The organism is Pseudarthrobacter scleromae (assembly GCF_014644515.1).
Lineage (GTDB): Bacteria > Actinomycetota > Actinomycetes > Actinomycetales > Micrococcaceae > Arthrobacter > Arthrobacter scleromae.
This window is the reverse complement of the sequence record NZ_BMKV01000003.1, coordinates 545,784-570,962: the sequence shown is the minus strand read 5'-3', so window position 1 is coordinate 570,962 and position 25,179 is coordinate 545,784. Positions and strand designations below refer to the sequence as shown.

Here is a 25,179-nt window from a genome sequence, read left to right as displayed (position 1 = left end):
TATGAGACGCGCAAAAATTGTGGCTACGTTCGGCCCGGCCATCGCCAGCTACGAAAACACACTCGCGGTACTGGAAGCCGGTGTTGACGTTGCCCGCATGAACATGAGCCACGGCGACTACTCCGTGCACGACAACACCTACGAGAACGTCCGCAAGGCAGCGGCGGACCTGGGCAAGGCCGTAGCCATCATGGCCGACCTGCAGGGTCCCAAAATCCGCCTGGGCCGCTTCGTTGACGGCCCGCACGAACTCGCCGTTGGCGACACGTTCACCATCACCACCGAGGACGTTCCCGGCACCAAGGACATCTGCTCCACCACGCTGAAGAGCCTCACCGATGACGTCAACGTGGGCGACGCCCTGCTGATCGACGACGGCAAGGTGGCCCTGCGTGCCACGGCTGTTGACGACGTCAAGGTGGTCGCCGAGGTCACCGTGGGCGGCATGGTGTCCAACAACAAGGGCATCAACCTTCCCGGCGTGGCCGTCAACGTGCCGGCGCTGAGCGAAAAGGATGAGGACGACCTCCGCTGGGCCATGCGCCGCGGCGTAGACCTGGTGGCCCTGTCCTTCGTCCGGGACGCGTCGGACATTGTCCGCGTGCACGAGATCATGGACGAGGAAGGCCGCCGCGTGCCGGTCATCGCCAAGATCGAGAAGCCCCAGGCCGTGGAGCAGCTGTCCGAGATCATCGACGCATTCGATGCCATCATGGTGGCCCGTGGCGACCTGGGCGTTGAACTTCCCCTGGAGGAAGTGCCGATCGTCCAGAAGCGCGCCATCGAGCTGGCCCGCCGCTGGGCCAAGCCGGTCATCGTGGCCACCCAGGTCCTGGAATCCATGATCGACAACCCGCGCCCCACCCGCGCGGAGGCCTCCGACTGCGCCAACGCCGTCCTCGACGGTGCAGACGCTGTGATGCTCTCCGGCGAGACCAGCGTGGGCAAGTACCCCATCGAGACCGTCAAGGTCATGGCCCGGATCATCGAGTCCACCGAGGTCCACGGCCTTGAGCGCGTCCCCCCGCTGGGTACCAAGCCCAAGACCCGTGGCGGCGCCATCACGCGTGCCGCCGTCGAAATTGCCGACCAGCTGGACGCAAAGTACATCTGTGCTTTCACCCAGTCCGGCGACTCCGCACGCCGCCTGTCCCGCCTGCGCCCCATCAAGCCCGTCTTCGCGTTCACCCCGGTGGAGCAGGTCTGGAACCAGCTGGCACTGACCTGGGGCATCCAGCCGGTCCTGGTCCAGATGGTGGACCACACCGACGAGATGACCGCGCAGGTTGACCGCAGCCTCATGGAGATGAACCTGGTGGACGACGGCGACCTGGTGGTTATCGCCGCCGGTTCCCCTCCCGGAAAGGCCGGCTCCACCAACTCGCTGAAGGTGCACAAGGTGGGCGACCTCGCCGACTCCACCCGCGTTGGCGAAGCAACCAGCAACAAGGAAAAGCTCGGCCCCTGGCCGGAAAAGAAGAAGAAGGCCTAAGGCTTTCGGACTGACGAAAAGGACCCCTGCCAGCCGGCGGGGGTCCTTCTCGTTTGTGGTCTTATTGGTTGCGCCTGCCGGAATTTTGGCAGACCCAACCGGGCGTAACTAGTTGACCTGGTTGATGATGGTCTCGGCGACCTCGCGCATGCTCAGGCGGCGGTCCATGGAGGTCTTCTGGATCCAGCGGAAAGCTTCCGGCTCCGTGAGGCCCATCTTGGTGGTGAGCAGGCTCTTGGCACGTTCCACGAGCTTGCGGGTGGCGAACTGCTCCTGGAGGTCGGAGACCTCGCTTTCGAGGGCCTTGATTTCCTCGTGGCGGGAGAGGGCGATCTCCAGCGCGGGGATGAGGTCTGCGGGGGTGAACGGCTTCACCACGTACGCCATGGCGCCGGCGTCGCGGGCACGTTCCACGAGTTCCTTCTGGCTGAACGCGGTCAGCAGCACCACCGGGGCGATGCGGGCCTTGACGATCTTCTCTGCTGCGGAGATGCCGTCCATGACGGGCATCTTGACATCCATCAGGACGAGGTCCGGCTTCAGTTCCTCGGCGAGCTGGACGGCCTTCTCGCCGTTGTCCGCCTCGCCCACCACGTCATAGCCTTCGCCGCGCAGGATTTCGATGATGTCGAGGCGGATGAGGGTTTCATCCTCGGCCACAATGACGCGGCGCGCCGGCTGGGACGTGGGCTTTGACTCCGTCTGTTCAGTCACGGGATCTCCTTGGAAAGGTACGGCGGGGACATCACTATCTTAGGTGCGCCCGGTCCTGTACATGATCTGCATGGTCGGTTGCGGCGTCGGCGGCGCGATTCTGGAATTCAGCCTATCTGGCTGTAGAGTAATTCCGCGTACGTGAAGCGATCGCGTTGCTCACAATCAGCTGTGGGCGTACCGGTTTGCTTTGCGTATTCCGCGCCCGAGTGGCGGAATTGGCAGACGCGCCGCACTCAAAATGCGGTATCGAAAGGTGTGTGGGTTCGAGTCCCACCTCGGGCACAGTGTTTCCCAGATCAGACGCATTCGAAAGCGCATCAAAACGGACGGGTCGTCGTCCTACATGGTGTTGCGGCGAGACCCGAAGAGCCGCGAGGCCTGACAGCCGCCACGTTTCGTCGAAGCTGAAACTCTGAAGAGGCTTCTGTGCGCGAATGGTCAGTCGTTCGAGATCGCGCAGCATGCCATCCTGTCCAACGAGAAGCTCACGCCAACTGTGGCTGAGGTCATTCAGGAACACATCGACCTGCTGATCCGTCCATCCAGCGGAACCACGAAGACGTACCGGACCATGCTGGACCTGCATATCGGGAAACGTCATCGGCTATTTACCGTGGACAAGCTGGATTACCGACTGATGGCGCACTGGGTGAAGTTCAACCATGAATACCGCGGAGATTCTGGGGTACATTCCGTGGAACCCTTGCCGCGGCGTGCAACTGCCTCGTATCGAAAAGGGGGAGGACGAGGCCATCTTCCTCACCCATGCGGAGTTCAGTCTCATCGTGGAGGGTATGGGGAGCGGTTCAAGGCCTTCACGAACTTCCTGGTGATGACAGGCACCGCTTCGGAGAAGCAAGGGCTGACCGTGGCTGATGTGGACCTGCTTACCAAGCCACCCACCGCTCGGATCAACAAGGCATGGAAGCGGGACAGGCAGAACCAGTTCTGTGTTGGCGCGACGAAGACAGGTGCCGGTAGGCGCACTATAGGGTGCGGGCCCTGATGTTTAGGCCGACTTTCTGAGGTTCCCCCGGGCCGGGGCTGGCGACAGAGAGCCAGTAGTTGAATTCGCCGTCCTTTCCCTTAAAGAGGCAGATGGTGCTGTTCCCGATGACGTTGGGCTGTCGCTTGCACGGTCCGTCGGCAGTCATCTCGACACCGACCCCCGAGACTACTGCCGCGACGTCGTTATCGGTGAGCTCTTTTCCGGTCTCCCACCGACGCGACATACTCGGGCACGGGTTCGTGCTGATGCACATGAACCGCTCGGGCCGGACAATCTCGTCGATCAGCTTCCAGTCGGCCGGGATGGCGAAACGGTCTGCCTGTGACAGCATTCGGTCGGTCACCTTGTCCTCGGCGGAGCGGACCATGAAATGGGCCGTGGCAGCAAGAACCAGGATCACGGCGAAGGTCAACCAGAGTTTGTGCTTCACTGATCGGTACTTTTCGGGGCTCGCCGGCGGGCAAAGACCCAGCTGCCGGCCCACAGTAGGACGACGAGAAGCAGGGTTTCTATGCCGTTGGGGGCCAGGTTGAACACCGCCAGAACGTACGGGAGCACAAAGACAAGGAAGACCGTCCCGACGACGGCTACGAGCCGGCCGCGGGCAGTCACACTCCCTCGCTGCTGCTGTTGATCCCATCCCGCGCCTTCTGCCGCCGCTCATCGGCTTGGATGATGCCGTCACGGACGGCTGCGCGGATGACGCCGTAGAGGACGTAAAAGAAGATCGCCGCAAAGACGACTGCCAGGACCGGGTTTTCGAGTGCGGTCATTCCGGCCCGACCTCCTCCGGCCAGTACTGCTGAACCGCTGCTGCGGCCGCTCGGAGCCGGCTGCCGTCCAGGATGATGGAGGATTCGGGCATGCCCATGCTTGTCCATTGGGCAAGCAGGCGGAGATCCCCGGCTGGCGGCAGCGGCCACAGCCAGAGGGTTCCCATTGCCGACATGTCATCCTCCCCGCCGTTGCCCCCTCTGGGGCGGAACTCGAACACCGGCCCGCCAGGTTCCTGGTCCCGGGGCACAGATTGCTCATACATCGCGAGGGATGATGTGCTGGCCTTGGTGCCGTCCGGGAACTGCATTCCGAACAGGAGGACGGAAGCGACTGAAATGGCCCCGTCACGCAAGTGCGGCGCAGGCCGGTGGAAGACACCGTTCATCTCGGACCATCGCCGGTCATCCTGGTCAGTGCGGCGCAGCATCCAGGACATTTCAAAGACGCAGCCGGTCGAGTACACCTTGGCGGCTTCAATGGCCACCACAAAGGTGGGGGATTTGTGGATGAACTGGCCCACGGGAACGACGGCGGGCAGTTCGTATCGCGGGGCAGCAACCCAAGGAGGCGGAGTGAACTGCGGCGTCCTTGGACGGGAAGGCGGTGTAGGGATCGGATAGTCCTGGAAGAATGTCACGGTCATCCTTGATTTGCTGGCGGCGACCGACCAGCGGAGCAGCGGTACGAGCCGCCGTGGATCCCCCAATCCGTCCTTACTCGGCACAGTCTAACTCCGGCTGGCACCAGCTTGAGGACACGCCCGCGAGCTCCGCGAGACTATCCGTGCCCGGGAGCACCGTGGTCCTATGACGGCTCCAACTGTTGAGGCGGCGATGCACGAACTGATGGATCTTGCCTGGCATGTTGTTTATGACCTGCTCGAGCAACGGGGCCTGCTCGGGGACGGGTTGTTCGTCGAGGAATACACCGGGATCCATTCCTGGGTGGAGGACCTCGCCCGGTACACGGTGGTCCACTCCCGGACGGTTGCGGTCCTGTTCGTGGACACCCGGCCCGTGGACGCCATCGCCTTCAACCACGACCTCCTGGGCGCCGACGACCTGAAGAGCGTCTTCCGGGTTCCGGGGTAGGCGCAGGCTGCTCTAGCCATACTGACTGCCTCTTCTCCGGGTGGTTCCCGAGGGCCATGATTAGCCTTACGGGCACATTGCACGGTCTGCCAAAAGACAGCTGAGTAAGCCCCAGAAGAGACATCGCCATGATCCTAAAACTGCTTTGCAGATGGGGCATCGGACATCACTGGCTTGCCCAAATGAACGACGGATAGCTTCGTCGCCACTGCATCCACTGTGGGAAGGAAGATCCCCACAGTGCCCGATGGTCGGGGAGGCTCGCTAGCAGTGATCACCCCGAATACCCCAAACCCGCGACTACTACTAGGAGCTGGATTGTCATGCTCACGCAAATGCTGTGCAAGCTCAATCTCCATCATCATTGGCACGTCGATCACAACGATGACGGTGGCCTATACAAACGCTGCCTGCATTGCGGCAAGGACAGCGCCGACGGGGACGGGGCCGCCAACGACTGGGCGCTAAGGCGGTGGTGGTAGGTGACCACCATGGGCGGTACATAGCATCGTGATTTGAACCGGACACACCAGTGGTGGGGGCAACTTTGGGGCTTGGGCAGGCGGTTGAAACGCGGCAGCGCTTGTTCAAGTCAGAGGCTGCGTCAGCGGGCCGTTGACCACCTTTAGTTGGCCGGCTTGCAGATGCGGTCCAATGTTTCGTTGAGTGTGGACTCGATCCGGTCGTTCAGGTAGTCACGCTTGTCTTGGGTGGAGGGGTCCTCGAGTTCCGTGGGCATTGGTGGTGTTGTGACTGTCATCGCGGCCTGATACCGCCCGTCCGCGCTGCTGACCGCCACGGTCTGGTAGTCCCAGAACCCGCCACGGCCCTCGTGCCGCGAGTCTTCCGAGCAACCGTCCGCATGCTCCCACACGCCCAGCCCGTACGGGTGAAAGCCTGGGCTGGTCTTCATTTCCCGCAGGGACGACGCTGAAACCGCCCGCCCCTGGAAGATTCCAGCCATGAGGAGGTTCAGGTCCGCCATCGTCGATATAGCGCCCCCGGCCGGGTTGCCGGCCAGGAAGGTGTTGTCAGTGGTGTCTACTAGTTCACCGCGCAGGGTTACGTAGCCGTGCAGAATACCGGTTTCGTGCGGGTCAATACGGTCCAGGCTGGTGTTCTTCAAACCGAGAGGGCCTAAGACCTCCTCCTGCAGAACGTCGACGATGGGCTTGTCCCGCAGCGTCTGGATGAGGAGGCCGAGTGCGAGATAGTTGGTGTTCGAGTACTTGAATGCCCCGACATCATCAGAGCTCCAGGGAAGGGTCCCTGCCAGTTGCAGGCCCCGCTCCATCGTCAACGTTTGTGCGAGCACAGGGCGGAAGTCAACATCCTTCGGCAGGGCATCGGTGACTTCGGGCATTCCGGAGGTATGGCTGAGCAGCTGCCTCACAGTGATCGGGGCTGGTGGCGTGAGTGAAGTCGTGAATCCGGGAATGACGTCGTTGACGGGATCGTCGAGGCCGATGAGGTTCTCGTCCACGAGCTTCAGCACGGCCACGGCCGTCACCGTCTTGGTGACGCTGGCGACAGCAGCACGGTCCGTTGGCTGCGCCGGGGTCCTGGTCTCAAGGTCACGCACACCGTAGGCCCTGGACCACTCGCCCTCGGGCCAGCGAATCTGGACGACAGCGGCCACCGCGCCCTCGTCCAGAAACAGCTGGACCTGATGCTCCAAGGAAGCGAAGGGATTCGGCGAGCTTGATGACGGTGCGGGCTCATCGGTGGACGAGGTACAGCCAGATACAAGGAGGACGACTGCGAGGGCCGCCCGCCTCCACACGCGGTTTTTCGTGCTCATTGCCGCATCCACTCGGGACGTCGTTACAGGTTCGGGGCCGCCCGCGGCACCGGATCCGGGCAGACCTGCGGCGGCACCGTCGCCCCAGCCCCTCAATCTTATGACTGGGCTTCGTCGTGGCGAACCCTTTGCCCAGTAGCTATCTTCCTGGGTGCCAGCCGTACGGGCGCGGACGCCCAGGCCGATGCTGGTGGAGCCTTCGAAGCTTCCGGCGTAAACCACTTGCCGGAAGGTCTGGTAGCCAGCCACGTTGGACAGCTCAGCCTTGGCGGCCGGGTTGTAGTTGACGTTGCAGTTTTGTTTGGTGACGATGCGGTCCAGGATGCGGCTGCACTCACCAGGCGCGTCATCAGCAAGGCACTCAGGCGCGACTAAGCGGCCCTTTCATCGGAGCCCGGCATCTCCGCCCTCTGGGCCGTGCGTCTGGCCTGGGATGGCGGCCGGCGCCGGGCTCTGACCACCACAATCAGCATCGTCAGGACGGTGACCGTCCAGGCGATCGCGGCGAGGAACACCAAGACGATCGCCACTAAGGGGTGCATGCCGAAAGTCTAGGACCTTGCCGCTTCGATTCCCGGACGCAACTCCGCAGGATGGGAGCACGAAAAAGGTGCGCCCCTTTAGCTGAGCGTACCCTTCTCGATTCCCCTTCACACCACCGGATCCCCATCCGATTGGATCTATCATGAGCATGCTTAGCAATAGGTGTGCAAGCCCGCGGCCCACACCGCGACAGGTGTTCCAGCCAGCACATGCTCGTGGCTGTCTTTTGGATAGCGTCCTCCATCTCAGGGACGAGCGGAGGCGCGTCTGAGTACGTGGCGGCCGACGGCGTGAGCGACGCAACAGCGAGTTCCTCGGCGGCGTCGGCCTGATCCTGACGGCCGTCTTCACAACGCTTGGCCTCATCCTCATCGTTGCCGGACTGAGGGGGAGACGACGGGACAGAGTCCGCAGTTCGAACGTGGGCAGTGGTGCGGCAGAGTCCGGACGGACGAACGTGGAGGTTCCAGCGCACACAGCCATCCTGTTCGCCAGGCCCGCACCATTCGTTACGGACGTGGCCGACACCCAGCAACGGGTGCTGGCCCATCTCTGTCCAGCTGACTCGCGTCCTATGAAGCCACTCCGCAGCGCCAGTGTCCCTGGCGCTGCGGAGAAGGCCCTGCGTTACAGCCTGGGCCAGTCAAAGGCTAGGCCCAGGACTGGTCCCGGTCGAGGCATGCCCCGCCGTTGTAAGCCACATAGATTGAGCTGACCCTGTTTTTCATCGTGCCCAGGTTGAGACGGTCCCCTGGTTGGATGTACCAGGCGTAGCCTTCGCAGCCGGGGCTGTCGTAGATGGTGATGTACGCGTACGTGTTGTTGATCAGGGATGCTGCGTTGTTGTTGACCTGGACGCCCCATCCGTTCCGTCCGACGGGGCCGTCGGTGAATAGCTCGTTGCCCATGGTGGCGTCGCTGTTGGCGTAGTCGGCGCGTGCGCCCTGAAAATCGGAGTTGAAGTAGAAGCACACGCGGGCTGACGGACACGCGGTTCCTGTGCCCGACGCATTGGCAGCAGGCGCGCCCGCCAGGAATGTGCTGGCTCCGAGCGCCAGTACAGCCGCAGCAGTAGCCGCTTTATGCGTTGCAAGTTTCATGAAGTTCCCCAGTCATTTTTGTAGTCGGACGAACCAATATCGTCCGGGTCACCCAGCGGAGGCACCGTCATCATTCTCTGGCATTGACCTCTTGCGGGCCATCGGGACACCTCCCCAAATCCCAGGGGAAGGGACAAGCCCTCCATCCGTCGTCGGCCCCTTAATCCTGTGGCGGCACGGGACTAAGTGTCACAGTCCCGGCAAAAGACTTAGTAGGCCTGGCTGAGCCGGAAACGGCAGCGCGGACCACAGGGCTACCTGAGCAGATCCCCGCCGACGTGCCACTGAGCAGCCTCAGCAGCACCGAAGCAACAGCCCTGCGCACGGACCAAGGTCCCGCCGCCCTGCTCTCTAGAGTCCACCGCAGCACGCAAGACAAACCGCTGGGGCATCGGCGCGACGACCGCGAGCACGATCATGGCCATGAAGCGGCCACATCTGATTCCCATCTGGGATGAAAGGATCGGTGATGTCATTGGAGCGGGCAGTTCTAAAGACCAGCGGATGAACTGGCACCGTCTCCTCACCGACGCAACCGGCCTGCCTGAGCGCCTGGCGGAGATCAACCGGCTCTCGGACGTGGAACAGTCACTCTCCGAGCTGCGCGTCATGGACGTGATCCTGTGGTGCTACGGGAAAGGCCATGGACGCGGTGTCAGCCGCGGGGCTGGCCGAAAGCGAACAAGAGTCCATCCCGGGAAGCTTGGTACAAGGTTTTTCTACCCTGGTCTCATCGCAGTGATGGTAGCGGTGTTTTTGTGGCTTGCCCGCAACGTACTCCTTGAGGCGCTGCCGTTCTTTGGTGCACGCCATAGACACTGATTTCACTGCCGCCCAAAGCCGGAGAAAACCGCCGCGTTATACGAGCTACTGGCACACCGAGCGCACGTCAGCGTGCGGCGACCCCGCCTACGACCTCTGAAGGAAGCGGAGCATTGGGGACCGACGACGAAGCCGGGGTCCGCTGGCATGGGGGGGCACCAGATGGCTGTCCGACGCCGGCCGCCCCAAGTTTACTCTGCGGTCTCGCGTCACTCGCTGACCCGATCCAAGTATCATCCCGGACGGCATGTGCGAAAGTAAGTGGGCAACCTACCTCGGGGAGACACGAAGAAGTCAGCTGTGCCCGATGACCTGCAAAGAAGGTTCAAGAAATGGGACGCGAACGGTCGACCGTTGACCTTTCGTCAGCTACGCCCCATGAAGGCGCTAGTAGAGCAGCGTTCATTCCAGCTTCGCGTGGCGGAGGCACTGGTAGACGGTCTCTCTGCTGATCTCAAAGTTACGGGCAAGGAGCGCTTGATCAGCTCGGCGGCCCTATCCGGCATCAGCGCGTTTTCCGCCCGTTGTCGGGCTGCGCTGCTTGGCGAGGGCGATGCCTTCCCGCTGGCGTTCTCTATTGAGAATACGGCGAAGGCGCTATGACGGAGAGCAAGAGCTCGGCATGGGGGAATGACCGCGAGTAAAGACCAGGCGCTCTTTGACGAACTCCACACGCACACCCTTGTGTGAGGCGTTGGACCAGGGCGCCCGCAGATCGTCCACGTTGAAGCCGAGTAGTCCATGCTGTGCACAACCACAGTGTCCCCATCCCGGTTTAATCGTAGAAGTTCAGTGAGTTGCGGGCGGGTGTGTTGGATTAGGCTGCATCACTGGCGTACGCGTTTTTGGACGTGGAGTTTGTCGGCGTGGAGGAACAGTCTGCGGGTGTCTGCGCCGTTTGGGGTGACCCAGAATACGCTGCCGTCCAAGGCGAGCATGTCTATGATTCCTGACGTCACGAGTTTGCCGTTCTCGTAGACATCTATCTGGTCGCCACGGTGTAGTCGCGTCCAGTTGGGGATCGGTTCTGTGTGGTGGGCTGGCATGGCCATCCTTCAAGGTGCTGACCGGCGGAGCAGCGAGACTGATGCTCACGTCGTTGGTCAGATTGGGGACAAGTGAGAAGGCGGGCTGAGAGTTCAACCCGCCTTCTCTTGGCAGGTGGTTAGATCACGACGAACAGGAGCCAGGCCAGCAGGGGTGCTGCGACGATCATGGACATTCCCCAGATCATCATGCCGCGGAAGGTCTTTTCTCGTTTTTCTTCTTCAGTGTTGGCGACGACGAGTGCGCCGCCGGTGGAGAAGGGGCTGGAATCGACGGCCGAGGCGGCGATGCAGAGGGCGATCACGAAGCCCAGAACGCCGATGGAGCCGGTAGTGAGCAGCGGTGCTGCCAGTGGGACGAGCACGACGAACATGGCGTTGGTGGAGGCGAAGGCTGATACCACGCCTGCCACGACCAGCATCATGAGTGCGGCGAGGAGGGGTGTGCCGATGCCGGCGACGGAGTTGGCGAGTTCTTTGATGACGCCGGCGGTTTCGAGCATGCTGATGTAGGTGACAATGCCGCCGATGAGGAGGATGACGTTCCAGCCGATGTGGCCGAGGGCTTCCTTTGAGTGCTGCGGGTAGAGGGCCGACAGGGTCACGGCGGCGGCGAGGGCGAGGAACCCAACGTCGAGCTTGAAGCCCAGGGCGCCAACCAGAATGCTGACCATCAGTACCAGGGTGACTATTTTCTGGCCGGTCCAGGTTGCGGTCTTCGTGATGGTCGCGGTCCCGCCCCCCAGGTATGAGGTGGTGGGGTCGGCGGTCTCTTCTTCGCGTCCGCGGCGCATGAGCTCGGGTCCTCCGAGGAGGATGAACGCGACGGCGTTGATGACTACGTTGGCGATGAAGGTCCAGAGGAAGAGTTGGCCGGCATCGACTGAGATGCCGACTTTGTCCAGGACGCCGTCGACGATGTTGTAGTAGACGGCGATGGGGGAGAATCCGCCGGCGTTGGTGCCGTTGATGATGCACAGGCCCACGAGCAGTGGGTTGATCCTGTAGCGCTGGGCGAAGGCAAGGCCCACGGGGATGAGGATGGCGTTGGTGGCTGCGGAGAGCGCGCCGGATCCGGTGATGATGGCGGCGAGGATGAAGAATACCCATGGGACCAGGGCAACCCGTCCCCGCACAGCGCCTACCGCGCCTCCAACGATCTGGTCGATGGTGCCGTTAGCCCGGGCCATGCCGAAGAGGTAGGTAACGCCCAAGAGTGTGATGAGGAGACTGCCTGGAAATCCGGAGGCGATTCCGGAGGCTGTCTGGCCGAAGTACAGTACGCCGAGGAGGAAGGCGACAACCAGGGCGACGGCGCCCATGTTGATTTTGCGCCACATTGAGAGGCCGAAGATGAGGACAAGGCCGGAAACGGCCACGAGTTCTTGCATGGCTTAGTTGATCTCCACTTGGTATCGGAATGATGATGCCAGCCCATAGGACTCGCGGTACTCGGCAACGTCGCCGGTGTGGGTGCGTGCGATGCGGTTGATTTTGACGAGGGGGTCCCCGCCTTTGCAGTTCAGAAGTACGGCCTGGCCGTCGGTTGCCCGGGTGACCGAAAGTTCCTCGGTGGCCGAGCCGATGATGAGGCCGATCCGGTTTTCGTATTCCGGATACAGCAGGCTGCCGAGCTCATTGAGGTCAATCTCAGCGATCGGCTGAAACTGCGGCAGCGGGAGCCAGATGTCTTCGACCAGGAAAGGGGTGTCCTGCCACAAACGAAGACGGTGCAGGTGCAATACCGGGGAATGTCCCTGGACGTTCAGCGCGGCAGCAACGTGGGCGGGCGCGTCCTGCGTGTTCCGTTCGAGGATGCGGCTGCCGGGGGTCTGTCCGGTCCCTCCCTGCATCCGGAAGAAACGGAACAGGGAGTGCTGGAATGTAGCCCGACGAACATACGTGCCGCGTCCCTGGTGACGTTCCAGGATCCCGTCGGCGGCGAGTTCGGCAAGGACGCGCCGCAGCGTTCCCACTGAGATGCCGTACTCCGCAGCCAAGGCGGACTCGGGCGGCAGCGGTGTTGTGCTGGCCCATTCGTTCGCCCGAACGCGCCGGATCAGGTCGTCTTTGACTCGGGCGTGAAGCGGCAGTCGCTGATCGGTCTGAGCCAAAGCCGGGGAGCTGGAAGCTTGTGTCATGCCTCACAGCGTAGAACAAATACCTATATAGGTCTAGTCCTATAAAGGTTTACTTGATTCGGCTAGAGTTGTTGCATGCTTGGACTGCCCCCCGCCGCGATAGACACCCACGCGCATATCTTTATTCCGACTCTTACGCCCGTGGCTGATGCCAGGTACGTGCCGGATTACGCCGCCACCTTGGATCAGTACCTTGACGTGCTGAGCGCCCACGATGTGGACCGGGGCGTTCTGGTTCAACCGAGCTTCCTGGGATCGGATAACAGCTATCTGCTGTCCGCCCTCGCGTCCGCACCGGACCGGCTTCGCGGAGTCATCGTGGTGTCACCCGCACAAATCCGCTCCGAACTCTCCGAAGGGAAAGTGGAAAACCTGCACGGGTCAGGGATCCGCGGTGTCCGGCTAAATCTCATAGGCCAGCCAATTCCGGACCTCTTGAATCCAGCATGGCAATCCGCAGCCGCCGCAATGGCAAAGCATGGATGGCACCTGGAAATCCAGGCTTCCGGGCAGCAGTGGCTCCACCTCGCCCCGGCTCTTCGAGCCTGGCCCGGGAAGCTGGTCATAGACCACTTGGGACTTCCAAAACCTGAACATCCCGACGCCACCAACATGGTGCTTAAACTCGCCCTTCTGGAACATGTCTGGGTCAAAGTTTCCGGCCCGTACCGGTCCTCGCGCCAAGAAACCGAAACAGTATTCGCCGGGCTCGTGGAGCGGGGTTGCGCAGACAGGCTGGTCTTTGGCAGCGACTGGCCATTCACCAGGCACGAAGAACATACATTTACGGAAGTCTTGGCCTGGGCCCAAGCCCTGGCGGGGGAAGATCTCCTCCGGAAAATGATGACAGCAAACCCTGCTTCCCTCCTCGGCTGGCCGGCACCATCCGATGACCAGGCCTCAGAGCCAATGCTCCATTTGTGATCAGCGTCTGTACCTCCAGATCCGGAACCTGAGATGACGCATTTCAGCTGAGTTTCACAAGGCTGACTGATTGTCGGGAAGGAACGTCGTCGCCGTGCACCGGCCACAGGGTGCGGTGCGTGGCCAACCCAAGGAGGCCAGTCGTCCTGACCGGGGGAGGCCGAATGGGTACCCAATGATTTACCCAGCAACAGCCGAGGCGCATAGTATCTGACGGCGTTTCTGCAGAGATCCTCGAGGCCCCGTCAGACGCTCCACCTGCGCGGATGCTGCCAGGGGTGGTCTGGCAGACCACTGTTTATCCCGCCCTTCCGAGAGGCCGTGGCAGCGGGTTGACTTGAGGGTGGACCGAGAGGATTTACATGACAGCGAAGACGATCTCCCTGAACAACGGTGTGGAGATGCCGGCTATGGGGCTTGGGGTATTGCAGAGTGAGGGCGGCGAGGCGACGTCGGCGGTGTCGACGGCGTTGAAGTCGGGGTACCGGCTGATTGATACTGCGGCAGCTTATTTCAATGAGCGCGAAGTCGGTCAGGGCATTCGTGACTCGGGAGTGGACCGTGGAGATATTTTTCTCACGACGAAGCTGTGGATGACTGATTATGGATTCGAAGGTGCGCTGCGCGCTTTCGATACGAGCATCGCGAAGCTCGGTGTGGACTACCTCGACTTGTACTTGCTGCACTGGCCTTGGCCAGCGAACGTCAGCCAGACCATCGCCGCCTTCAAGGCGGCCGAACGCCTGCTCGCCGAGGGACGGGTTCGCGCGATCGGAGTTGCGAACTTCAAACCCGATCACTTGCGGGCGCTCGTGAGGGAGACGGACGTGGTGCCGGCGGTGAACCAGGTCGAGCTGCACCCGAACTTCCAGCAGCCTGACCAGGTCGCCCTGCACCGGGAGCTAAGCATTGTGACACAGGCGTGGTCGCCGATCGGCGGTGTGTACGGCTGGGCAGGCGAAAACGGTGCTGTTCGCCCGCTGCAGAACGAAACCATCCAGGCCATCGCCGAGGCGCACGGAAAGACCCCCGCCCAGGTGATCCTGCGCTGGCATCTGCAGGAGGGGCGCAGCGCCATCCCCAAGTCCGTGACCCCCGAACGGATCGTCGAGAATGTTGACGTGTTCGACTTCGAGCTGCCTGCCTGGGACATGGCGGCCATCGCAAAGCTCGACACCGGCCGGCGAGGTGCAATCGACCCTGACGATGCAACTCCTGAGGTTATTGACCTCACCATCGATGCGGCCTGAGATGTCCTCTCAAGAGGAGATCAGCAGCTTCCTTACCTCGCGGCGGGCACGGATCAGCCCCGAGCAGGCGGGCGTGCCGGTTTTCGCCGGCAACCGGCGTGTCCCAGGCCTCCGGAGGGAAGAAGTCGCGCACCTGGCGGGCGTTAGCACGGACTACTACTCGAAACTTGAGCGAGGAAATACGCGGGGCGCTTCCCGCGAGGTCCTCGATGCTATCGCCCGCGCCCTGCAGTTGGACGACACCGAGCGCGAGCATCTGATGAATCTCGTAGACATCACAACATCTCCGCATCGACGAAAAGCCCGTCCTCAGAGCCGGACGGTAGTGGCCCCGGGAACGCAGGCGGTGCTTGATGCCATGACCGTTCCCGCCCTGGTGCAGAACTCCCGGTTGGACTTCGTCGCAGTCAACCGCCTTGGGGCCGCTTTATATGGTCTCCACTATCCGGCCAAGAGCGGCCAACTGTTCAACGCCGCGCGGTTCCAATTCCTCGACAGCCAGGCACAGGATTTCTTCGTCGACTTCGAGCGGGCCAAAAGAAATGCAGTCGCGTTGCTGCATCAAGCGGCTGGGCGGGACCCGTTTGACGACGAACTCATCAGGCTCGTCGGCCAGCTTTCCACTCAGAGCCCGGAGTTCCGGGCGCTCTGGGCATCCCACGACGTCATCCGCTACCAGCGCGGCACCAAAAGATACCGGCACCCGGGCGTGGGTGACCTCGAGTTCGGCTACGAGTCATTCGACCTCACTACCGAACCCGGCCTGACCATGCTCGTTTACACCATCGAGCCGCACTCTCCCACGGCCGAACGGATGGCACTTCTTGGCGCCTGGGCCAAAACCCCCGTCACCATCGACAGCCATGAAACAGACACAGACGCCGCGCCACACGCCGCCCCAGACGGCCAATCCCGATCACTTTTCCTACCGGAGGACCCATGAACAATGCAATGACACTGAACAACCCACTGGCACTGAACAACGGCGTGCGCATGCCTGCGCTGGGCTACGGCGTCTTCCAGAGCGCACCGGAAGAAACTGCAGTTGCAGTCGAGGCGGCCCTGGCCGCCGGTTACCGGCATATCGATACGGCCGCAGGGTACGGAAATGAACGCGAAGTCGGGGAGGGCATCCGCCGCTCCGGCGTTGACCGGGACGATGTATTCATTGAAACCAAGGTCTGGGTCAGCGACTACGGCTACGACCAGACGCTGCACGCGTTCGAAAAAAGCGCGGCGAAGCTCGGAGTCTCACAGATCGATCTGCTCATCCTGCACCAGCCCATGCCGCAGCACTTCGAGCGCACCCTCGAGGCGTACCGGGCCCTTGAGCAACTTCTCGCGGACGGGCGCGTGCGTTCCATTGGCGTCAGTAACTTCATGCCGCATCACCTGGCGGCGTTGCGCGAGCGAACCACTGTGGTCCCAGCGGTAAACCAGGTGGAACTGCACCCGTATTTCACCCAGCCCGCCGTGCAGCGTGCCAACACTCAGCTCGGAATTGTCACGCAGGCGTGGTCACCGATCGGCGGCATCACCTTCTACCCGGGATGGGGAGAAAACCGGGAGAGCGTTTTGGAGGATCCGACGATTGGCCGTATCGCCGAGGCACACGGCAAGACCCCTGCCCAGGTGATGCTGCGCTGGCACCTGCAACGGGGCCGGTCCGTGATTCCCAAGTCAACAAACGCGGAACGGATCGCGCAGAACATCGATGTGTTCGACTTCGCCCTCACGGACGACCAGCTCAAGAACATCGACGCGCTTGACCGCGGCGTGCGTGGCGGACCCGATCCCGACGACGTCGACCCCTCGACGTGGAACCTCGAGATCCCGGAACTCTGAGCCCGTCACGTTCGACGAAAGGAAAAACTACTATGCACACACGGACTCTGGGCCGCAGCCTCGAAGTGTCCGCAGTCGGTTTGGGCTGTATGGGAATGTCCCAGGGTTACGGACCCAACCCGGGGGACCGCGCCGACATGGTCCGTGTCCTGCGGTCAGCGCTCGATTCTGGGGTCACATTCTTCGATACGGCCGAGGTGTATGGCCCCTATGTTAATGAGGAACTCGTCGGGGAAGCCTTGGAACCCGTGCGTGACCAGGTGGTGATCGCCACGAAGTTCGGATGGCAGATCGAGAGCGGCAAAAGCATCGGCCTCGACAGCCGTCCCGAGCAGATCCGCCGGGTCGCCGAGGAATCGCTCAACCGCCTGCGCACCGACGTCATTGACCTGTTCTACCAGCATCGCGTCGACCCCTCGGTGCCCATCGAGGACGTTGCCGGGACGGTCGGAGAACTCGTTGAGGAAGGAAAGGTCAGGCATTTCGGCCTCTCAGAGGCATCAGCGGCGACCATCCGCCGTGCGCACGCGACGTTTCCGGTCACAGCGCTTCAGAGCGAGTACTCGTTGTGGACGCGGGACCCGGAGCCTGAGGTGCTCCCCACATTGTGGGAGCTTGGAATCGGGTTCGTTCCCTTCAGCCCGCTCGGCAAAGGCTTTCTCACCGGCACGGTCGGCGCGACGACAACGTTTGACCCGGCCGACATCCGCGCCAGCATCCCTCGGTTTGAACAACAGAACCGGACCGCCAACAGGGCTCTCGTCGACTTCATCACTGAGCTTGCCCGCAGCAAAGAATCCACGCCAGGGCAGATCGCCCTCGCGTGGCTGCTAGGCCAGAATCCGTCCATCGTCCCGATCCCCGGAACCCGCCGGACCCCGCGGGTCGAAGAGAATGCCTCCTCGACGACGGTGGCGCTGTCAGCCGACAACCTTCACGATCTCGACTCTCTCGCGCGACGCCTCGGCGTCGCCGGTGACCGATACAACCCCCATCACCTAGCACTCGTGAGTCGCTAGCCCGTCGACACGTTGATGGGATCGTAGATCGCTGGGCGAATGTTTCCCACACCGGGAGCATTGCATTGGTCCCGTGGGACCAGCCTTTTCTGAAGGAGGGGGCAGGCCCGCCCTGAGCTCGCTCTGAATGGGCTTTCGGGAGGGAGGCCCTGGAAGGGACTCCCTCTTGCCCGGGGGTTGGCCTAGCGTGGAAAGCATGGACAACCGAGCTGAAGTACGCGAATTCCTCGTTTCGCGGCGTGCCCAGGTTTCGCCCCAGCAGGCTGGTTTGCCTGCCGGGGCGAACCGGCGCGTCAAGGGTCTACGGCGAAGTGAAGTAGCAGTCCTTGCCGGTTTGAGCTTTGAGTACTACACGCGCCTGGAGCGCGGGGCCATCAGCGGCGCCTCTGGCCAGGTGCTGGAGAGCATCGCCAGGGCTTTGCGCCTGGACGACGCCGAGCGGGCGCACCTGTTCGACCTTGCGCAAGCTGCGGGCCCGGCCGCGCGGCCGCCGCGGCGGCGGAGCTCGAAGTCCTATGTGCCGCACCAGAGCCTGCAGTGGGCCCTTGATGCGGTCACGGCCGGTCCCGCGTTCGTCCGCAACGGCCGGATGGATCTGTTGGCCGGCAACCCCCTGATGCGTGCGTTCTAAAAGGACTGCTATGACATGCCCGGCCAGCCACCGAACATCGCCCGGTTCACGTTCCTGGATGAACGGGCCCGCCGGTTCTATCCGGATTGGGATGCCTTCGCGGAGGTGACTGTTTCGATCCTGCGGACGGAGGCTGGCCGGGATCCGCGCAACAAAGAACTCCATGACCTCGTCGGTGAGCTGGGAACCCGCAGCGAGGAGTTCCGCAAGCTGTGGGGTGAGCACAACGTCCGTCATCACGGCACCGGGTTCAAGACCTTCGACCACCCCATCGTGGGCGAGATGACCTTGGCGTTCGAGGGGTTGGAGATGGCCGCCGAGCCGGGACTGACGCTCACGATCTACACAGCTGAGCCCGGATCGCCGTCGGCTGAGCGCATGCAGCTGCTCGCCTCCTGGGCGGCCAGCGAGTACGGGAATGCCGTCCATGCTGAACCTGGACGGACCCGGACAGAGAGCTGACGCAGAGCCCGGCACTGGGGGCACCGTGCCGAAGGTCCTTCACGAAAGAGAACACATGAAAACCACCATCGCAATTATCGGTGCAGGGCCGGGCCTGGGTCTTGCCTCTGCCCTACGCTTCGGAGCCGAGGGCTTCAACGTTGCCCTCCTGTCCCGTAGCCAGGACCACGTTGACGCCCTTGCCGCTGAACTGGCCGGTGCCGGGGTCATCGCCCGCGGGTACGCCACGGACGTCCGTGACCAGCAGTCCCTGACGTCTGCCCTTACCCACGCCGCCGACGAACTGGGGCTTATCGAAATCCTCCAGTACAGCCCCGTGCCGTCCAAGGAGTATTTACGGCCCGTTCTTGAAACAACGTTCGAAGAGCTGCGCTCGGCGCTTGAATTCTCCGCGCTCGGCGCTGCCGCTGCCATGAACGCGGTCCTTCCCGGCATGCGTGCGCTGGGGCGCGGGACCGCCCTGTTTATCAACGGCTCCAGCGCCGTCCGGCCCAATCACAACTACGCCGGCACCTCCGCCGCCTTCGCCGCAGAATCCGCGTACGCCCAGATGCTCCACGACGCCCTGGCCCCGGAAGGAATCCACGTAGCGCAGCTCATCATCCCGTTGGGCATCGGCGGAGGCAACCCAGCGCACGAACCGGCCGCCCTGTCCGAAACCCTCTGGCGGATCTACAGCGACGGGACCGGCTTCCGAACCTTTGTGACACCACTCGATTGAGCTCCACGAGCCTCAACCACGGGCAACATCTACAGATGGGCAGGAAAGGACTATGACCATGGTCAGCTATGCCTTCAACGGCAAGGTCGCCTTCGTCACGGGCGGGAGCGCGGGGATGGGCGCAGCAACAGCGCGGGCGTTCGCCGAGGCCGGCGCCGCCGTCGCCATTGCAGATCTCGACGGCGGCGCGGCCGAGCGGTTTGCGGCTGAACTCCATGCCGCAGGGCACCGTGCCCTCGCCATTCAATGTGACGTCTCCGACGAAGCCGCGGTGCAAACGGCCGTTGCCCGCACAGTAGACGCCTTCGGCGGTCTCGATATGGCGTTCAACAACGCGGGGATCATGCTTCCGCCGGTGGACTCTGCCGACGAGACGGCCGAAGCGTTCGACAGGATCGTCGCCGTCAACCTCCGCGGCGTGTGGGCGTCCATGAAGCACGAGCTGGTGCAGATGCGAAAGCAGGGACACGGCGCCATCGTGAACTGTTCGTCGCTCGGAGGGCTCATTGGAGGCAACGGCCGGGCCACCTACCACGCGACCAAACATGGGGTGATCGGACAGTCCAAGAGCGTCGCGCTGCAGTACGCGCCGCTCGGCGTGCGGGTCAACGCTGTGTGCCCCGGGACGATTGAAACGCCGATGGTTGCCAGGATGACCGCTGGAGGAGAGCTGGATCCCGAAACCGCGGTTTCGTCCATCCCGCTGGGCAGGCTCGGACTGCCAGAGGAAGTAGCCGCCGCCGTCCTGTGGCTCTGCAGCGATGCCGCCAGCTACGTCACCGGCGTCGCACTTCCGGTCGATGGCGGCTACACGGCCTGAAGAAACCCAGCTGCCGGAGGCGCTGTCCCTGGCGTGCCCGCCGGGGACAGCGCGGAACCGCTGAAGATCGGCTACTACGCGCCCGATCAGGCCCTTGTCCTCTATTCCGAGGGCGTCGGGTACTCCCACGGAATTGTGGGATCGGATCGTTCGATGACCTCGAGTCGATCCGGGACCAAACAAACGGTTTTACCGCCAGGCTGGCTCCCGCTGACTGAGCGGGAGGATACGGCTGCTCCGAACAGTCTCCACAAAAGGGGACAGCACCTCCTGCTGGACGCCGGTCCGCGTAGGCGGCGTTCCTGCTGAGGGCGGCCTTCCTGCTTAAGGGGGCCCTCCCGGTACCCCTACCAAGAGAGGCTCCCGCCCGCCGTCGTCAGCTGGTTTGCTGGAATGGACCCGATGCAGAGAGAAGAGGACCATCAGCCATGCGAACAAAGAATTGGACCCTGCTTGCGGTCGTCGCACTGGCATTCCACATCACTGGGTGCAGCGCCCCTTCGCCAGGCCAGGCTCTGGCCGGTACGTCACCGTCCGCCGCTCCGGGAACATTTTCGGATCCGGTTCTGATCGTTGACCTTCCCCGCAAGCCCGGCTCCGACCCCGCTCCGTGCCCCGAAGGCCCGGAGGTTGCTGTGAAAGGCGTGGACGAGGCATGAGCACCGAAGCGCGCGCGGCAGGCACTCCGATCACCATCAGCTTCGACGGTGCCGCCGTCAGTGGACGACTGTTGGGCAACGCGACTGCGCGCTCTTTGATCGACCGGCTTCCCCTGAAGCTTTCCTTCAGCGGTTTCGGTGGACAGGAAAAGCTCGCAAAACTTCCGGCGCCCCTCTCGCTCGACGGCGTTCCGTCCGGTGACGACGCCGATCCACTGACGATCGGGTACTACGCACCGGGCCAGGTCCTGGTCCTCTACTACGAGCACGTCGGTTATTACCCCGGGATCGTCCGGATCGGGACTTTCGATGATCTTGGGGCCATCCGGGACCTCAAAGGCCGCTTTACCGCGACCCTCAGCCTTGGATCGTGATCACCGGCGACCGGGCGCACTCCCGTGAATTCAGCGAGAAAGCCTACCGGCGTGCCATCGGTCCGAAGGAACTTTTCTGGGTTCCGGGTGCCTGGCATGTGGACCTCCACGACCGCACCGGCCTCATACCCTTCGACAGGCTCACGAGCTTCTTCCGCTGGACCCTGGTCTGATAGGGACGAAAAGCCGAACGCAAGAAGACTGCTCCCGGGAGCTGGGCTGGGATCTCAGTTCCGGCTCCCGGGAGCAGTTCTCTTGCCATCATCGACCGGCCTCTGCCTGAAGCGGCTACGACCGCTTGAGCGCGTCCGCGGCCCAGCACCGCCAGATCCCACCACCTCCGAAAGGAAAGCCCTTGAAGACCGTCCCCCTCGGAACCACCGAGCTGAAGGTCCCAAACGTCGTGGCAGGCATGATGCGTATCGCCGGCGACTCCAACGAACAGATCCGCGCCCTCTATACGGCATCCCGGGATGCCGGGATCGACTTCTTCGACCACGCCGACCTGTATGGGTTCAACCACCCCGGCGGCGGCTTCCACCTGTGCGAGCGCCGCTTTGCCGAGGCCCTGCGGCTGCGCCCGTCCGAGCGGGAGCAGATCGTCCTTCAGACGAAGACCAGCATCGTCGACGACCCGTGGGGCTACGACCAGTCCTACGAGCACATCGTGTCCTCAGCCGAGGAGTCCCTGAAGGCACTGGGCACGGACTATCTTGATGTGCTGCTGCTGCACCGTCCGGACGCGCTTGTGGAGCCTGAAGAGGTTGCCCGCGCCTTCGACCACCTCCAGTCCAGCGGGAAGGTGCGCGCCTTCGGAGTCTCCAACCACACCCCCCGCCAAATCGAACTGCTGAAGACCGCGGTGAGGCAGCCGATCGTGGCGAACCAGGTGCAGCTGTCGCTTACGCATTCCACGATTATTGCCCAGGGCCTTTCGTCGAACATGACCGGCTTCGATGACTCGATCACCCGCGACGGCGGTGGGATGGTCGATTACGCGCGGATCAACAAGATCACCCTGCAGGCCTGGTCGCCCTTCCAGAAGGGCTTCCAGGACGGCGTCTTCCTTGGCTCGCCCGATTACCCGGAGCTGAACGCCGGGCTTGACCGCCTCGCCGCGAAGTACCAGGTCACGCCGACGGCGATCGCGGTCGCGTGGATCACCCGTCACCCTGCGGGCATGCAGGTCGTGCTCGGCACCACGAAACCTGAGCGTGTCGCCGACGCTGCGGCAGGCTCCGACATCCCGCTGACCCGGAGCGAGTGGTACGGGCTGATTCAGGCTGCGGGCCACAACGTCCCCTGAGACGTCGCCACAGCGATCGCTCGCTGTCAGCCCTGTACCGGCGACGGACGAAAAGAACCCCGAGTCAGGCTGGACTCGGGGTTCTTCGTGGTCGACGACCGCGACGTTTGCGCCGGTATTGGTTCTGTCCATGCATGCCTTGGTTGCACGGCACGAGCACATCAGATGTAGGCCAGGAATCGTCCCGCGAAGATCACGCCCGTCCATGTCGACATCGATACGATCGCCGAGATGCGGGCCGCGACGGGTGCCGCGTGGGCATCCGCCAACGCATCGAGTCGAGGGTAGACACCACGGTGAAACACGAGGACGTTGAGCCCAGCCAGGAGCAGGAGTCCGAGCTTCCACGGCGCAGCACCTGAGCCGGCAACGCCGACGGCCTGCGCGCTGAACATCAGGATGCCTGTTACGACGGCGATGGCCAGGCCTAGGTGGGACACGGGCAGGAGATAGCGTGCGGCCTTCGTAACGGACACCAGGCGACGCCCGACGCCCAGCAGCCGGAGATCAAACGCGAAAGCCGGACCGACGAGCACAGCGATGCCAAGGATGTGGAGGCTTTCGAGCGTCGGATACATGAAGGGGGTGGAACGCACGGCGTTACCGACTGTGGAGTCCTGCAGCCAGCGCAGGATCGGTTCAAGCCATTCAGGCATCCTGGTCCCGTTCATCCTGGCGGGTACGGTGGCGTACGTAGAAGACGCTGCCCGCGGCCGCCGCGACGACGACAGCAGCGAACACAGCCCACACGACCCACGCCTCTGAGCCGCTGTCAGCGGCGGCATTGGCACCCTGTGCCGGAGGGGCCATCTCCACGGGATCCTCCACCGTGGAGGGCACGTCGGCTGGCTCGTCGCTTGCCTGCGCGGCGCCTGGCAGCGGCGCCCGGACGGGAAGCGTGTTGCCGATCACCTGGTTGACGGGCGCATTGTCGTCTCCGTACCAGAATGCGACCGGACGGAAGAGGCCGTCATCGGTGCTGTTGATGTATCCGACGCCTTGGAAGCGTTCTCCGACCTCCAGCTCGCGGTTCAAACCGTTGCTGCTTGACCACCATGGTGGAGCGATGATGATCTCAAGCTCGTCATGGGGTCCGTCATACGCGAGGGCGGCTTCGACCCGGATGCTGTCCTCTGGGCCTGACAGGTCCTCGGGGATCGGCAGGTCTGGAGTGCTGGCCGGCAGCTGGGCATCCAGTGTCACATCGAAAAGAGAATGCGGATCGCCCCAGATCCCTTCGGACGAGACGGTGCCGGCGATGTAGACAAGGTCGTTGGTTTCGAAGCCGTCCCAGCCGTGGTGCGCGGCTGCCGGTGATGCCGGAACCAGCGCCATTGCGGCCGTGACGAGGAGGGCCGCCGAGGCCAGAAGGCCGCGACTGCGTGGTCGGCCTGAGTGTGTGGAGACGGTCATTGTCGTCGATCCTTCGGTGTTGGGTGTATGGGTTCTCGTCCGGCGGGGATGGGGCCGGAGATCAGCCTTCTGTGGGGAATGCGACGCCGGTCCGCTCGGCGTAGGCGGCTAGCAGCTGGTCCTGCGCCCGGGTGTCGTACACCAGTTCGTTCACGCGCGTCTCGACCTGCTGGTGGAAGAGGAACTCGCCGGTGACATCGCTGCCGGGCTCCACTCCCTCTGCGAGCCAGACCTGGGTCATGTAGCCGTCGCGCAGGCTGTCGGGCGTGGTGGTGTTGCCGTTGTGGAAGCCCATCAGGGTGGGGATCCAGCCGGGCGCGACGGCGTTCACCTGCCGGTCGGGCCACAGGCGGGCCGCCGCCGTTGCGATCATCGCCATGTGCAGCTTGCTGTCGCCGTAGCCGATACCCTCACCCGACCGCACCTCGTCGAGCCTCAGGCCGCCGCCGAGATGCAGGTCCGAAGAGAGGTAGCTCAACTGCCGCGGCGGGGTCACCAGCGCCGTGAGGAGGTACGGCGCGAGGGAGTTGGAGTTGAGCAGGTCGGAGTCCGGTAGCCCGTACTCGCCGGCATTGTGGATGATGACGTCGAACCTGCCGAGGGCGTTGATCTGCCCGGCCAACGCCCTCGTCTGTTCGAGGTCGAGCAGATCGCCGATCACGACGTCCTCGAGTCCAGGCAGGTCGCGGTGCACGTCCGCGGCGCGCTGCTCGTTCCGGGCGTGCGCGACGACGGTGTGCCCGCGCTTCAGGAGATAGGCGGCGGCGAGCTGCCCGGCGCCGGCGGTGGACCCGGTGATGAGGATGCGCTTCCTGTCGCCGTCGAGCGGTTGGACGTTCTCGTCGATCCACATCAGCTCGTCGGCGACCTGCCGGGTGTTGTACAGGCCGACTCCGTAGTGGTCGCCCTGAGCCTGTACCCCGGTCGGGTCGGGCGCAGCGTCCCTGGGCGCGGGCGTCGGAGCGTCCTGCGGTGGAGTGCTGGTGCAGCCTGCCAGAATCCCCGCGCCAAGCGCTGCTCCGGTCAACAGGAGACCGCGTCTTGTCAGAGGCGCCGTAGTGAGCGTCATTTTAGTCGTATCCTTCATTCGGCCAGCGACCGCCATAATGATCTGTTGCGCGTCCAGCAACTTGATCTGGTCGGCGTCCTTGGTCCTGCCGAGATGGCAGTTCCGGTCAGTCGCATCGCGGAGCCCTTACAGATTGGTCCGAGCAGT

The 25,179-nt window shown here is 63.2% G+C and carries 27 protein-coding genes, 1 tRNA gene and 2 pseudogenes; 16 read left to right on the top strand and 14 right to left on the bottom strand.

Annotated elements, in window-relative coordinates:
- Position 1: 1 nt before the first annotated feature.
- Positions 2–1,492: a pyruvate kinase gene (gene pyk, locus IEX33_RS10725; RefSeq protein ID WP_188729981.1), complete on the top strand. Its 1,491-nt coding sequence runs from the start codon at positions 2–4 to the stop codon at positions 1,490–1,492.
- A 108-nt stretch (positions 1,493–1,600) separates the two neighbouring features.
- On the opposite strand, the gene IEX33_RS10720 is transcribed toward pyk, so the two are convergent.
- Complete coding sequence (locus IEX33_RS10720) at positions 1,601–2,206, bottom strand: ANTAR domain-containing response regulator (protein WP_009358190.1); 606 nt, start codon at positions 2,204–2,206, stop codon at positions 1,601–1,603.
- 203 nt (positions 2,207–2,409) lie between these two features.
- On the opposite strand from IEX33_RS10720, the gene IEX33_RS10715 reads away from it, so the two are divergent.
- Positions 2,410–2,491: transfer RNA gene (locus tag IEX33_RS10715), tRNA-Leu, on the top strand.
- Between the two features lie 704 nt (positions 2,492–3,195).
- Here IEX33_RS10715 and IEX33_RS10710 read toward each other — a convergent pair.
- The 4 genes from IEX33_RS10710 to IEX33_RS10695 are packed head-to-tail and all read right to left on the bottom strand — an operon-like array spanning position 3,196 to position 4,632.
- The gene (locus tag IEX33_RS10710) at positions 3,196–3,648 is read right to left on the bottom strand and encodes a hypothetical protein (protein WP_188729979.1); all 453 of its coding nucleotides are present in this window, start codon (positions 3,646–3,648) and stop codon (positions 3,196–3,198) included.
- Complete coding sequence (locus IEX33_RS10705) at positions 3,645–3,830, bottom strand: hypothetical protein (protein ID WP_188729978.1); 186 nt, start codon at positions 3,828–3,830, stop codon at positions 3,645–3,647. Before IEX33_RS10705 ends, IEX33_RS10710 begins: the two co-directional genes overlap by 4 nt.
- Positions 3,827–3,991, bottom strand: a complete 165-nt coding sequence (locus IEX33_RS10700; RefSeq protein WP_174174739.1) for a hypothetical protein — start codon at positions 3,989–3,991, stop codon at positions 3,827–3,829. Before IEX33_RS10700 ends, IEX33_RS10705 begins: the two co-directional genes overlap by 4 nt.
- The gene (locus tag IEX33_RS10695; RefSeq protein ID WP_188729976.1) at positions 3,988–4,632 is read right to left on the bottom strand and encodes a hypothetical protein; all 645 of its coding nucleotides are present in this window, start codon (positions 4,630–4,632) and stop codon (positions 3,988–3,990) included. Before IEX33_RS10695 ends, IEX33_RS10700 begins: the two co-directional genes overlap by 4 nt.
- 169 nt (positions 4,633–4,801) lie before the next feature.
- Between IEX33_RS10695 and IEX33_RS10690 the strand changes: the two genes are divergently transcribed.
- Positions 4,802–5,086, top strand: coding sequence for a hypothetical protein (locus IEX33_RS10690; protein WP_188729974.1), 285 nt, complete (start codon positions 4,802–4,804; stop codon positions 5,084–5,086).
- Positions 5,087–5,711: 625 nt separating this feature from the next.
- On the opposite strand, the gene IEX33_RS10685 is transcribed toward IEX33_RS10690, so the two are convergent.
- From IEX33_RS10685 to IEX33_RS10675, 4 genes and pseudogenes are all read right to left on the bottom strand, one after another.
- Complete coding sequence (locus IEX33_RS10685) at positions 5,712–6,887, bottom strand: serine hydrolase domain-containing protein (protein ID WP_188729972.1); 1,176 nt, start codon at positions 6,885–6,887, stop codon at positions 5,712–5,714.
- 162 nt (positions 6,888–7,049) lie between these two features.
- Positions 7,050–7,169: pseudogene (locus IEX33_RS19555) on the bottom strand (AMIN-like domain-containing (lipo)protein); the annotation flags it as partial.
- 89 nt (positions 7,170–7,258) lie between these two features.
- Positions 7,259–7,429, bottom strand: a complete 171-nt coding sequence (locus IEX33_RS10680; RefSeq protein WP_188729970.1) for a hypothetical protein — start codon at positions 7,427–7,429, stop codon at positions 7,259–7,261.
- 651 nt (positions 7,430–8,080) lie between these two features.
- Positions 8,081–8,530, bottom strand: coding sequence for a peptidase inhibitor family I36 protein (locus tag IEX33_RS10675; RefSeq protein WP_188729968.1), 450 nt, complete (start codon positions 8,528–8,530; stop codon positions 8,081–8,083).
- 390 nt (positions 8,531–8,920) lie between these two features.
- On the opposite strand from IEX33_RS10675, the gene IEX33_RS10670 reads away from it, so the two are divergent.
- Together IEX33_RS10670 and IEX33_RS19550 are read left to right on the top strand one after the other, a co-directional pair.
- Positions 8,921–9,352, top strand: coding sequence for a DUF6308 family protein (locus tag IEX33_RS10670; RefSeq protein WP_377090138.1), 432 nt, complete (start codon positions 8,921–8,923; stop codon positions 9,350–9,352).
- A 300-nt stretch (positions 9,353–9,652) separates the two neighbouring features.
- Positions 9,653–9,955 carry a hypothetical protein gene (locus IEX33_RS19550; RefSeq protein ID WP_188729965.1) on the top strand — a complete coding sequence of 101 codons (303 nt, stop codon included), beginning with the start codon at positions 9,653–9,655 and terminating at the stop codon, positions 9,953–9,955.
- 562 nt (positions 9,956–10,517) lie between these two features.
- Here the strand turns inward: IEX33_RS19550 and IEX33_RS10660 are convergent.
- Together IEX33_RS10660 and IEX33_RS10655 are read right to left on the bottom strand one after the other, a co-directional pair.
- Positions 10,518–11,789: an SLC13 family permease gene (locus IEX33_RS10660; RefSeq protein WP_188729962.1), complete on the bottom strand. Its 1,272-nt coding sequence runs from the start codon at positions 11,787–11,789 to the stop codon at positions 10,518–10,520.
- A gap of 3 nt (positions 11,790–11,792) precedes the next feature.
- Positions 11,793–12,539 (bottom strand): GntR family transcriptional regulator, encoded by a 747-nt coding sequence (locus IEX33_RS10655; protein WP_188729961.1) that lies wholly within the window; start codon positions 12,537–12,539, stop codon positions 11,793–11,795.
- Positions 12,540–12,614: 75 nt separating this feature from the next.
- Between IEX33_RS10655 and IEX33_RS10650 the strand changes: the two genes are divergently transcribed.
- From IEX33_RS10650 to IEX33_RS10600, 11 genes and pseudogenes are all read left to right on the top strand, one after another.
- A complete protein-coding gene (locus IEX33_RS10650; RefSeq protein ID WP_188729959.1) occupies positions 12,615–13,463 on the top strand; it encodes an amidohydrolase family protein in 849 nt (282 codons plus the stop codon).
- A 362-nt stretch (positions 13,464–13,825) separates the two neighbouring features.
- Entirely contained in the window at positions 13,826–14,713 is an 888-nt protein-coding gene (locus tag IEX33_RS10645) for an aldo/keto reductase (RefSeq protein ID WP_188729956.1), read from the top strand.
- A gap of 1 nt (position 14,714) precedes the next feature.
- Positions 14,715–15,656, top strand: coding sequence for a helix-turn-helix transcriptional regulator (locus tag IEX33_RS10640; RefSeq protein WP_188729955.1), 942 nt, complete (start codon positions 14,715–14,717; stop codon positions 15,654–15,656).
- Positions 15,657–15,664: 8 nt separating this feature from the next.
- Positions 15,665–16,558 carry an aldo/keto reductase gene (locus tag IEX33_RS10635; RefSeq protein ID WP_229675326.1) on the top strand — a complete coding sequence of 298 codons (894 nt, stop codon included), beginning with the start codon at positions 15,665–15,667 and terminating at the stop codon, positions 16,556–16,558.
- Positions 16,559–16,590: 32 nt separating this feature from the next.
- On the top strand, positions 16,591–17,577 hold the full coding sequence (locus IEX33_RS10630; protein ID WP_188729951.1) for an aldo/keto reductase: 987 nt from the start codon (positions 16,591–16,593) through the stop codon (positions 17,575–17,577).
- Positions 17,578–17,773: 196 nt separating this feature from the next.
- A pseudogene (locus tag IEX33_RS10625) lies at positions 17,774–18,670 on the top strand (helix-turn-helix transcriptional regulator).
- 55 nt (positions 18,671–18,725) lie between these two features.
- Entirely contained in the window at positions 18,726–19,391 is a 666-nt protein-coding gene (locus tag IEX33_RS10620; RefSeq protein WP_188729949.1) for an SDR family NAD(P)-dependent oxidoreductase, read from the top strand.
- Between the two features lie 52 nt (positions 19,392–19,443).
- Positions 19,444–20,211: a glucose 1-dehydrogenase gene (locus IEX33_RS10615; RefSeq protein ID WP_188729947.1), complete on the top strand. Its 768-nt coding sequence runs from the start codon at positions 19,444–19,446 to the stop codon at positions 20,209–20,211.
- Between the two features lie 655 nt (positions 20,212–20,866).
- Positions 20,867–21,244, top strand: a complete 378-nt coding sequence (locus tag IEX33_RS10610; RefSeq protein ID WP_188729945.1) for a cyclophilin-like fold protein — start codon at positions 20,867–20,869, stop codon at positions 21,242–21,244.
- Complete coding sequence (locus IEX33_RS10605; RefSeq protein WP_229675325.1) at positions 21,241–21,417, top strand: alpha/beta hydrolase family protein; 177 nt, start codon at positions 21,241–21,243, stop codon at positions 21,415–21,417. The genes IEX33_RS10610 and IEX33_RS10605 overlap by 4 nt, the downstream gene beginning before the upstream one ends.
- Before the next feature lie 182 nt (positions 21,418–21,599).
- Complete coding sequence (locus tag IEX33_RS10600; RefSeq protein ID WP_188729943.1) at positions 21,600–22,550, top strand: aldo/keto reductase; 951 nt, start codon at positions 21,600–21,602, stop codon at positions 22,548–22,550.
- 161 nt (positions 22,551–22,711) lie between these two features.
- On the opposite strand, the gene IEX33_RS10595 is transcribed toward IEX33_RS10600, so the two are convergent.
- From IEX33_RS10595 to IEX33_RS10585, 3 genes are all read right to left on the bottom strand, one after another.
- Entirely contained in the window at positions 22,712–23,206 is a 495-nt protein-coding gene (locus IEX33_RS10595) for a DUF6644 family protein (RefSeq protein WP_188729941.1), read from the bottom strand.
- Positions 23,199–23,963, bottom strand: coding sequence for a hypothetical protein (locus IEX33_RS10590; protein ID WP_229675324.1), 765 nt, complete (start codon positions 23,961–23,963; stop codon positions 23,199–23,201). Before IEX33_RS10590 ends, IEX33_RS10595 begins: the two co-directional genes overlap by 8 nt.
- Positions 23,964–24,024: 61 nt before the next feature.
- On the bottom strand, positions 24,025–25,032 hold the full coding sequence (locus IEX33_RS10585) for an SDR family NAD(P)-dependent oxidoreductase (protein ID WP_229675323.1): 1,008 nt from the start codon (positions 25,030–25,032) through the stop codon (positions 24,025–24,027).
- Positions 25,033–25,179: the final 147 nt, after the last annotated feature.

What these genes read in the sequence shown, in the direction of transcription:
- pyk (WP_188729981.1), top strand. Translation starts at nt 2, where the DNA reads ATGAGACGCGCAAAAATTGTGGCTACGTTCGGCCCGGCCATCGCCAGC.
- IEX33_RS10700 (WP_174174739.1), bottom strand. Translation starts at nt 3,991, where the DNA reads ATGACCGCACTCGAAAACCCGGTCCTGGCAGTCGTCTTTGCGGCGATC.
- IEX33_RS10690 (WP_188729974.1), top strand. Translation starts at nt 4,802, where the DNA reads ATGACGGCTCCAACTGTTGAGGCGGCGATGCACGAACTGATGGATCTT.
- IEX33_RS10685 (WP_188729972.1), bottom strand. Translation starts at nt 6,887, where the DNA reads ATGAGCACGAAAAACCGCGTGTGGAGGCGGGCGGCCCTCGCAGTCGTC.
- IEX33_RS10680 (WP_188729970.1), bottom strand. Translation starts at nt 7,429, where the DNA reads ATGCACCCCTTAGTGGCGATCGTCTTGGTGTTCCTCGCCGCGATCGCC.
- IEX33_RS10675 (WP_188729968.1), bottom strand. Translation starts at nt 8,530, where the DNA reads ATGAAACTTGCAACGCATAAAGCGGCTACTGCTGCGGCTGTACTGGCG.
- IEX33_RS10660 (WP_188729962.1), bottom strand. Translation starts at nt 11,789, where the DNA reads ATGCAAGAACTCGTGGCCGTTTCCGGCCTTGTCCTCATCTTCGGCCTC.
- IEX33_RS10655 (WP_188729961.1), bottom strand. Translation starts at nt 12,539, where the DNA reads ATGACACAAGCTTCCAGCTCCCCGGCTTTGGCTCAGACCGATCAGCGA.
- IEX33_RS10650 (WP_188729959.1), top strand. Translation starts at nt 12,615, where the DNA reads ATGCTTGGACTGCCCCCCGCCGCGATAGACACCCACGCGCATATCTTT.
- IEX33_RS10645 (WP_188729956.1), top strand. Translation starts at nt 13,826, where the DNA reads ATGACAGCGAAGACGATCTCCCTGAACAACGGTGTGGAGATGCCGGCT.
- IEX33_RS10640 (WP_188729955.1), top strand. Translation starts at nt 14,715, where the DNA reads ATGTCCTCTCAAGAGGAGATCAGCAGCTTCCTTACCTCGCGGCGGGCA.
- IEX33_RS10635 (WP_229675326.1), top strand. Translation starts at nt 15,665, where the DNA reads ATGACACTGAACAACCCACTGGCACTGAACAACGGCGTGCGCATGCCT.
- IEX33_RS10630 (WP_188729951.1), top strand. Translation starts at nt 16,591, where the DNA reads ATGCACACACGGACTCTGGGCCGCAGCCTCGAAGTGTCCGCAGTCGGT.
- IEX33_RS10620 (WP_188729949.1), top strand. Translation starts at nt 18,726, where the DNA reads ATGAAAACCACCATCGCAATTATCGGTGCAGGGCCGGGCCTGGGTCTT.
- IEX33_RS10615 (WP_188729947.1), top strand. Translation starts at nt 19,444, where the DNA reads ATGACCATGGTCAGCTATGCCTTCAACGGCAAGGTCGCCTTCGTCACG.
- IEX33_RS10610 (WP_188729945.1), top strand. Translation starts at nt 20,867, where the DNA reads ATGAGCACCGAAGCGCGCGCGGCAGGCACTCCGATCACCATCAGCTTC.
- IEX33_RS10595 (WP_188729941.1), bottom strand. Translation starts at nt 23,206, where the DNA reads ATGCCTGAATGGCTTGAACCGATCCTGCGCTGGCTGCAGGACTCCACA.
- IEX33_RS10590 (WP_229675324.1), bottom strand. Translation starts at nt 23,963, where the DNA reads ATGACCGTCTCCACACACTCAGGCCGACCACGCAGTCGCGGCCTTCTG.
- IEX33_RS10585 (WP_229675323.1), bottom strand. Translation starts at nt 25,032, where the DNA reads ATGACGCTCACTACGGCGCCTCTGACAAGACGCGGTCTCCTGTTGACC.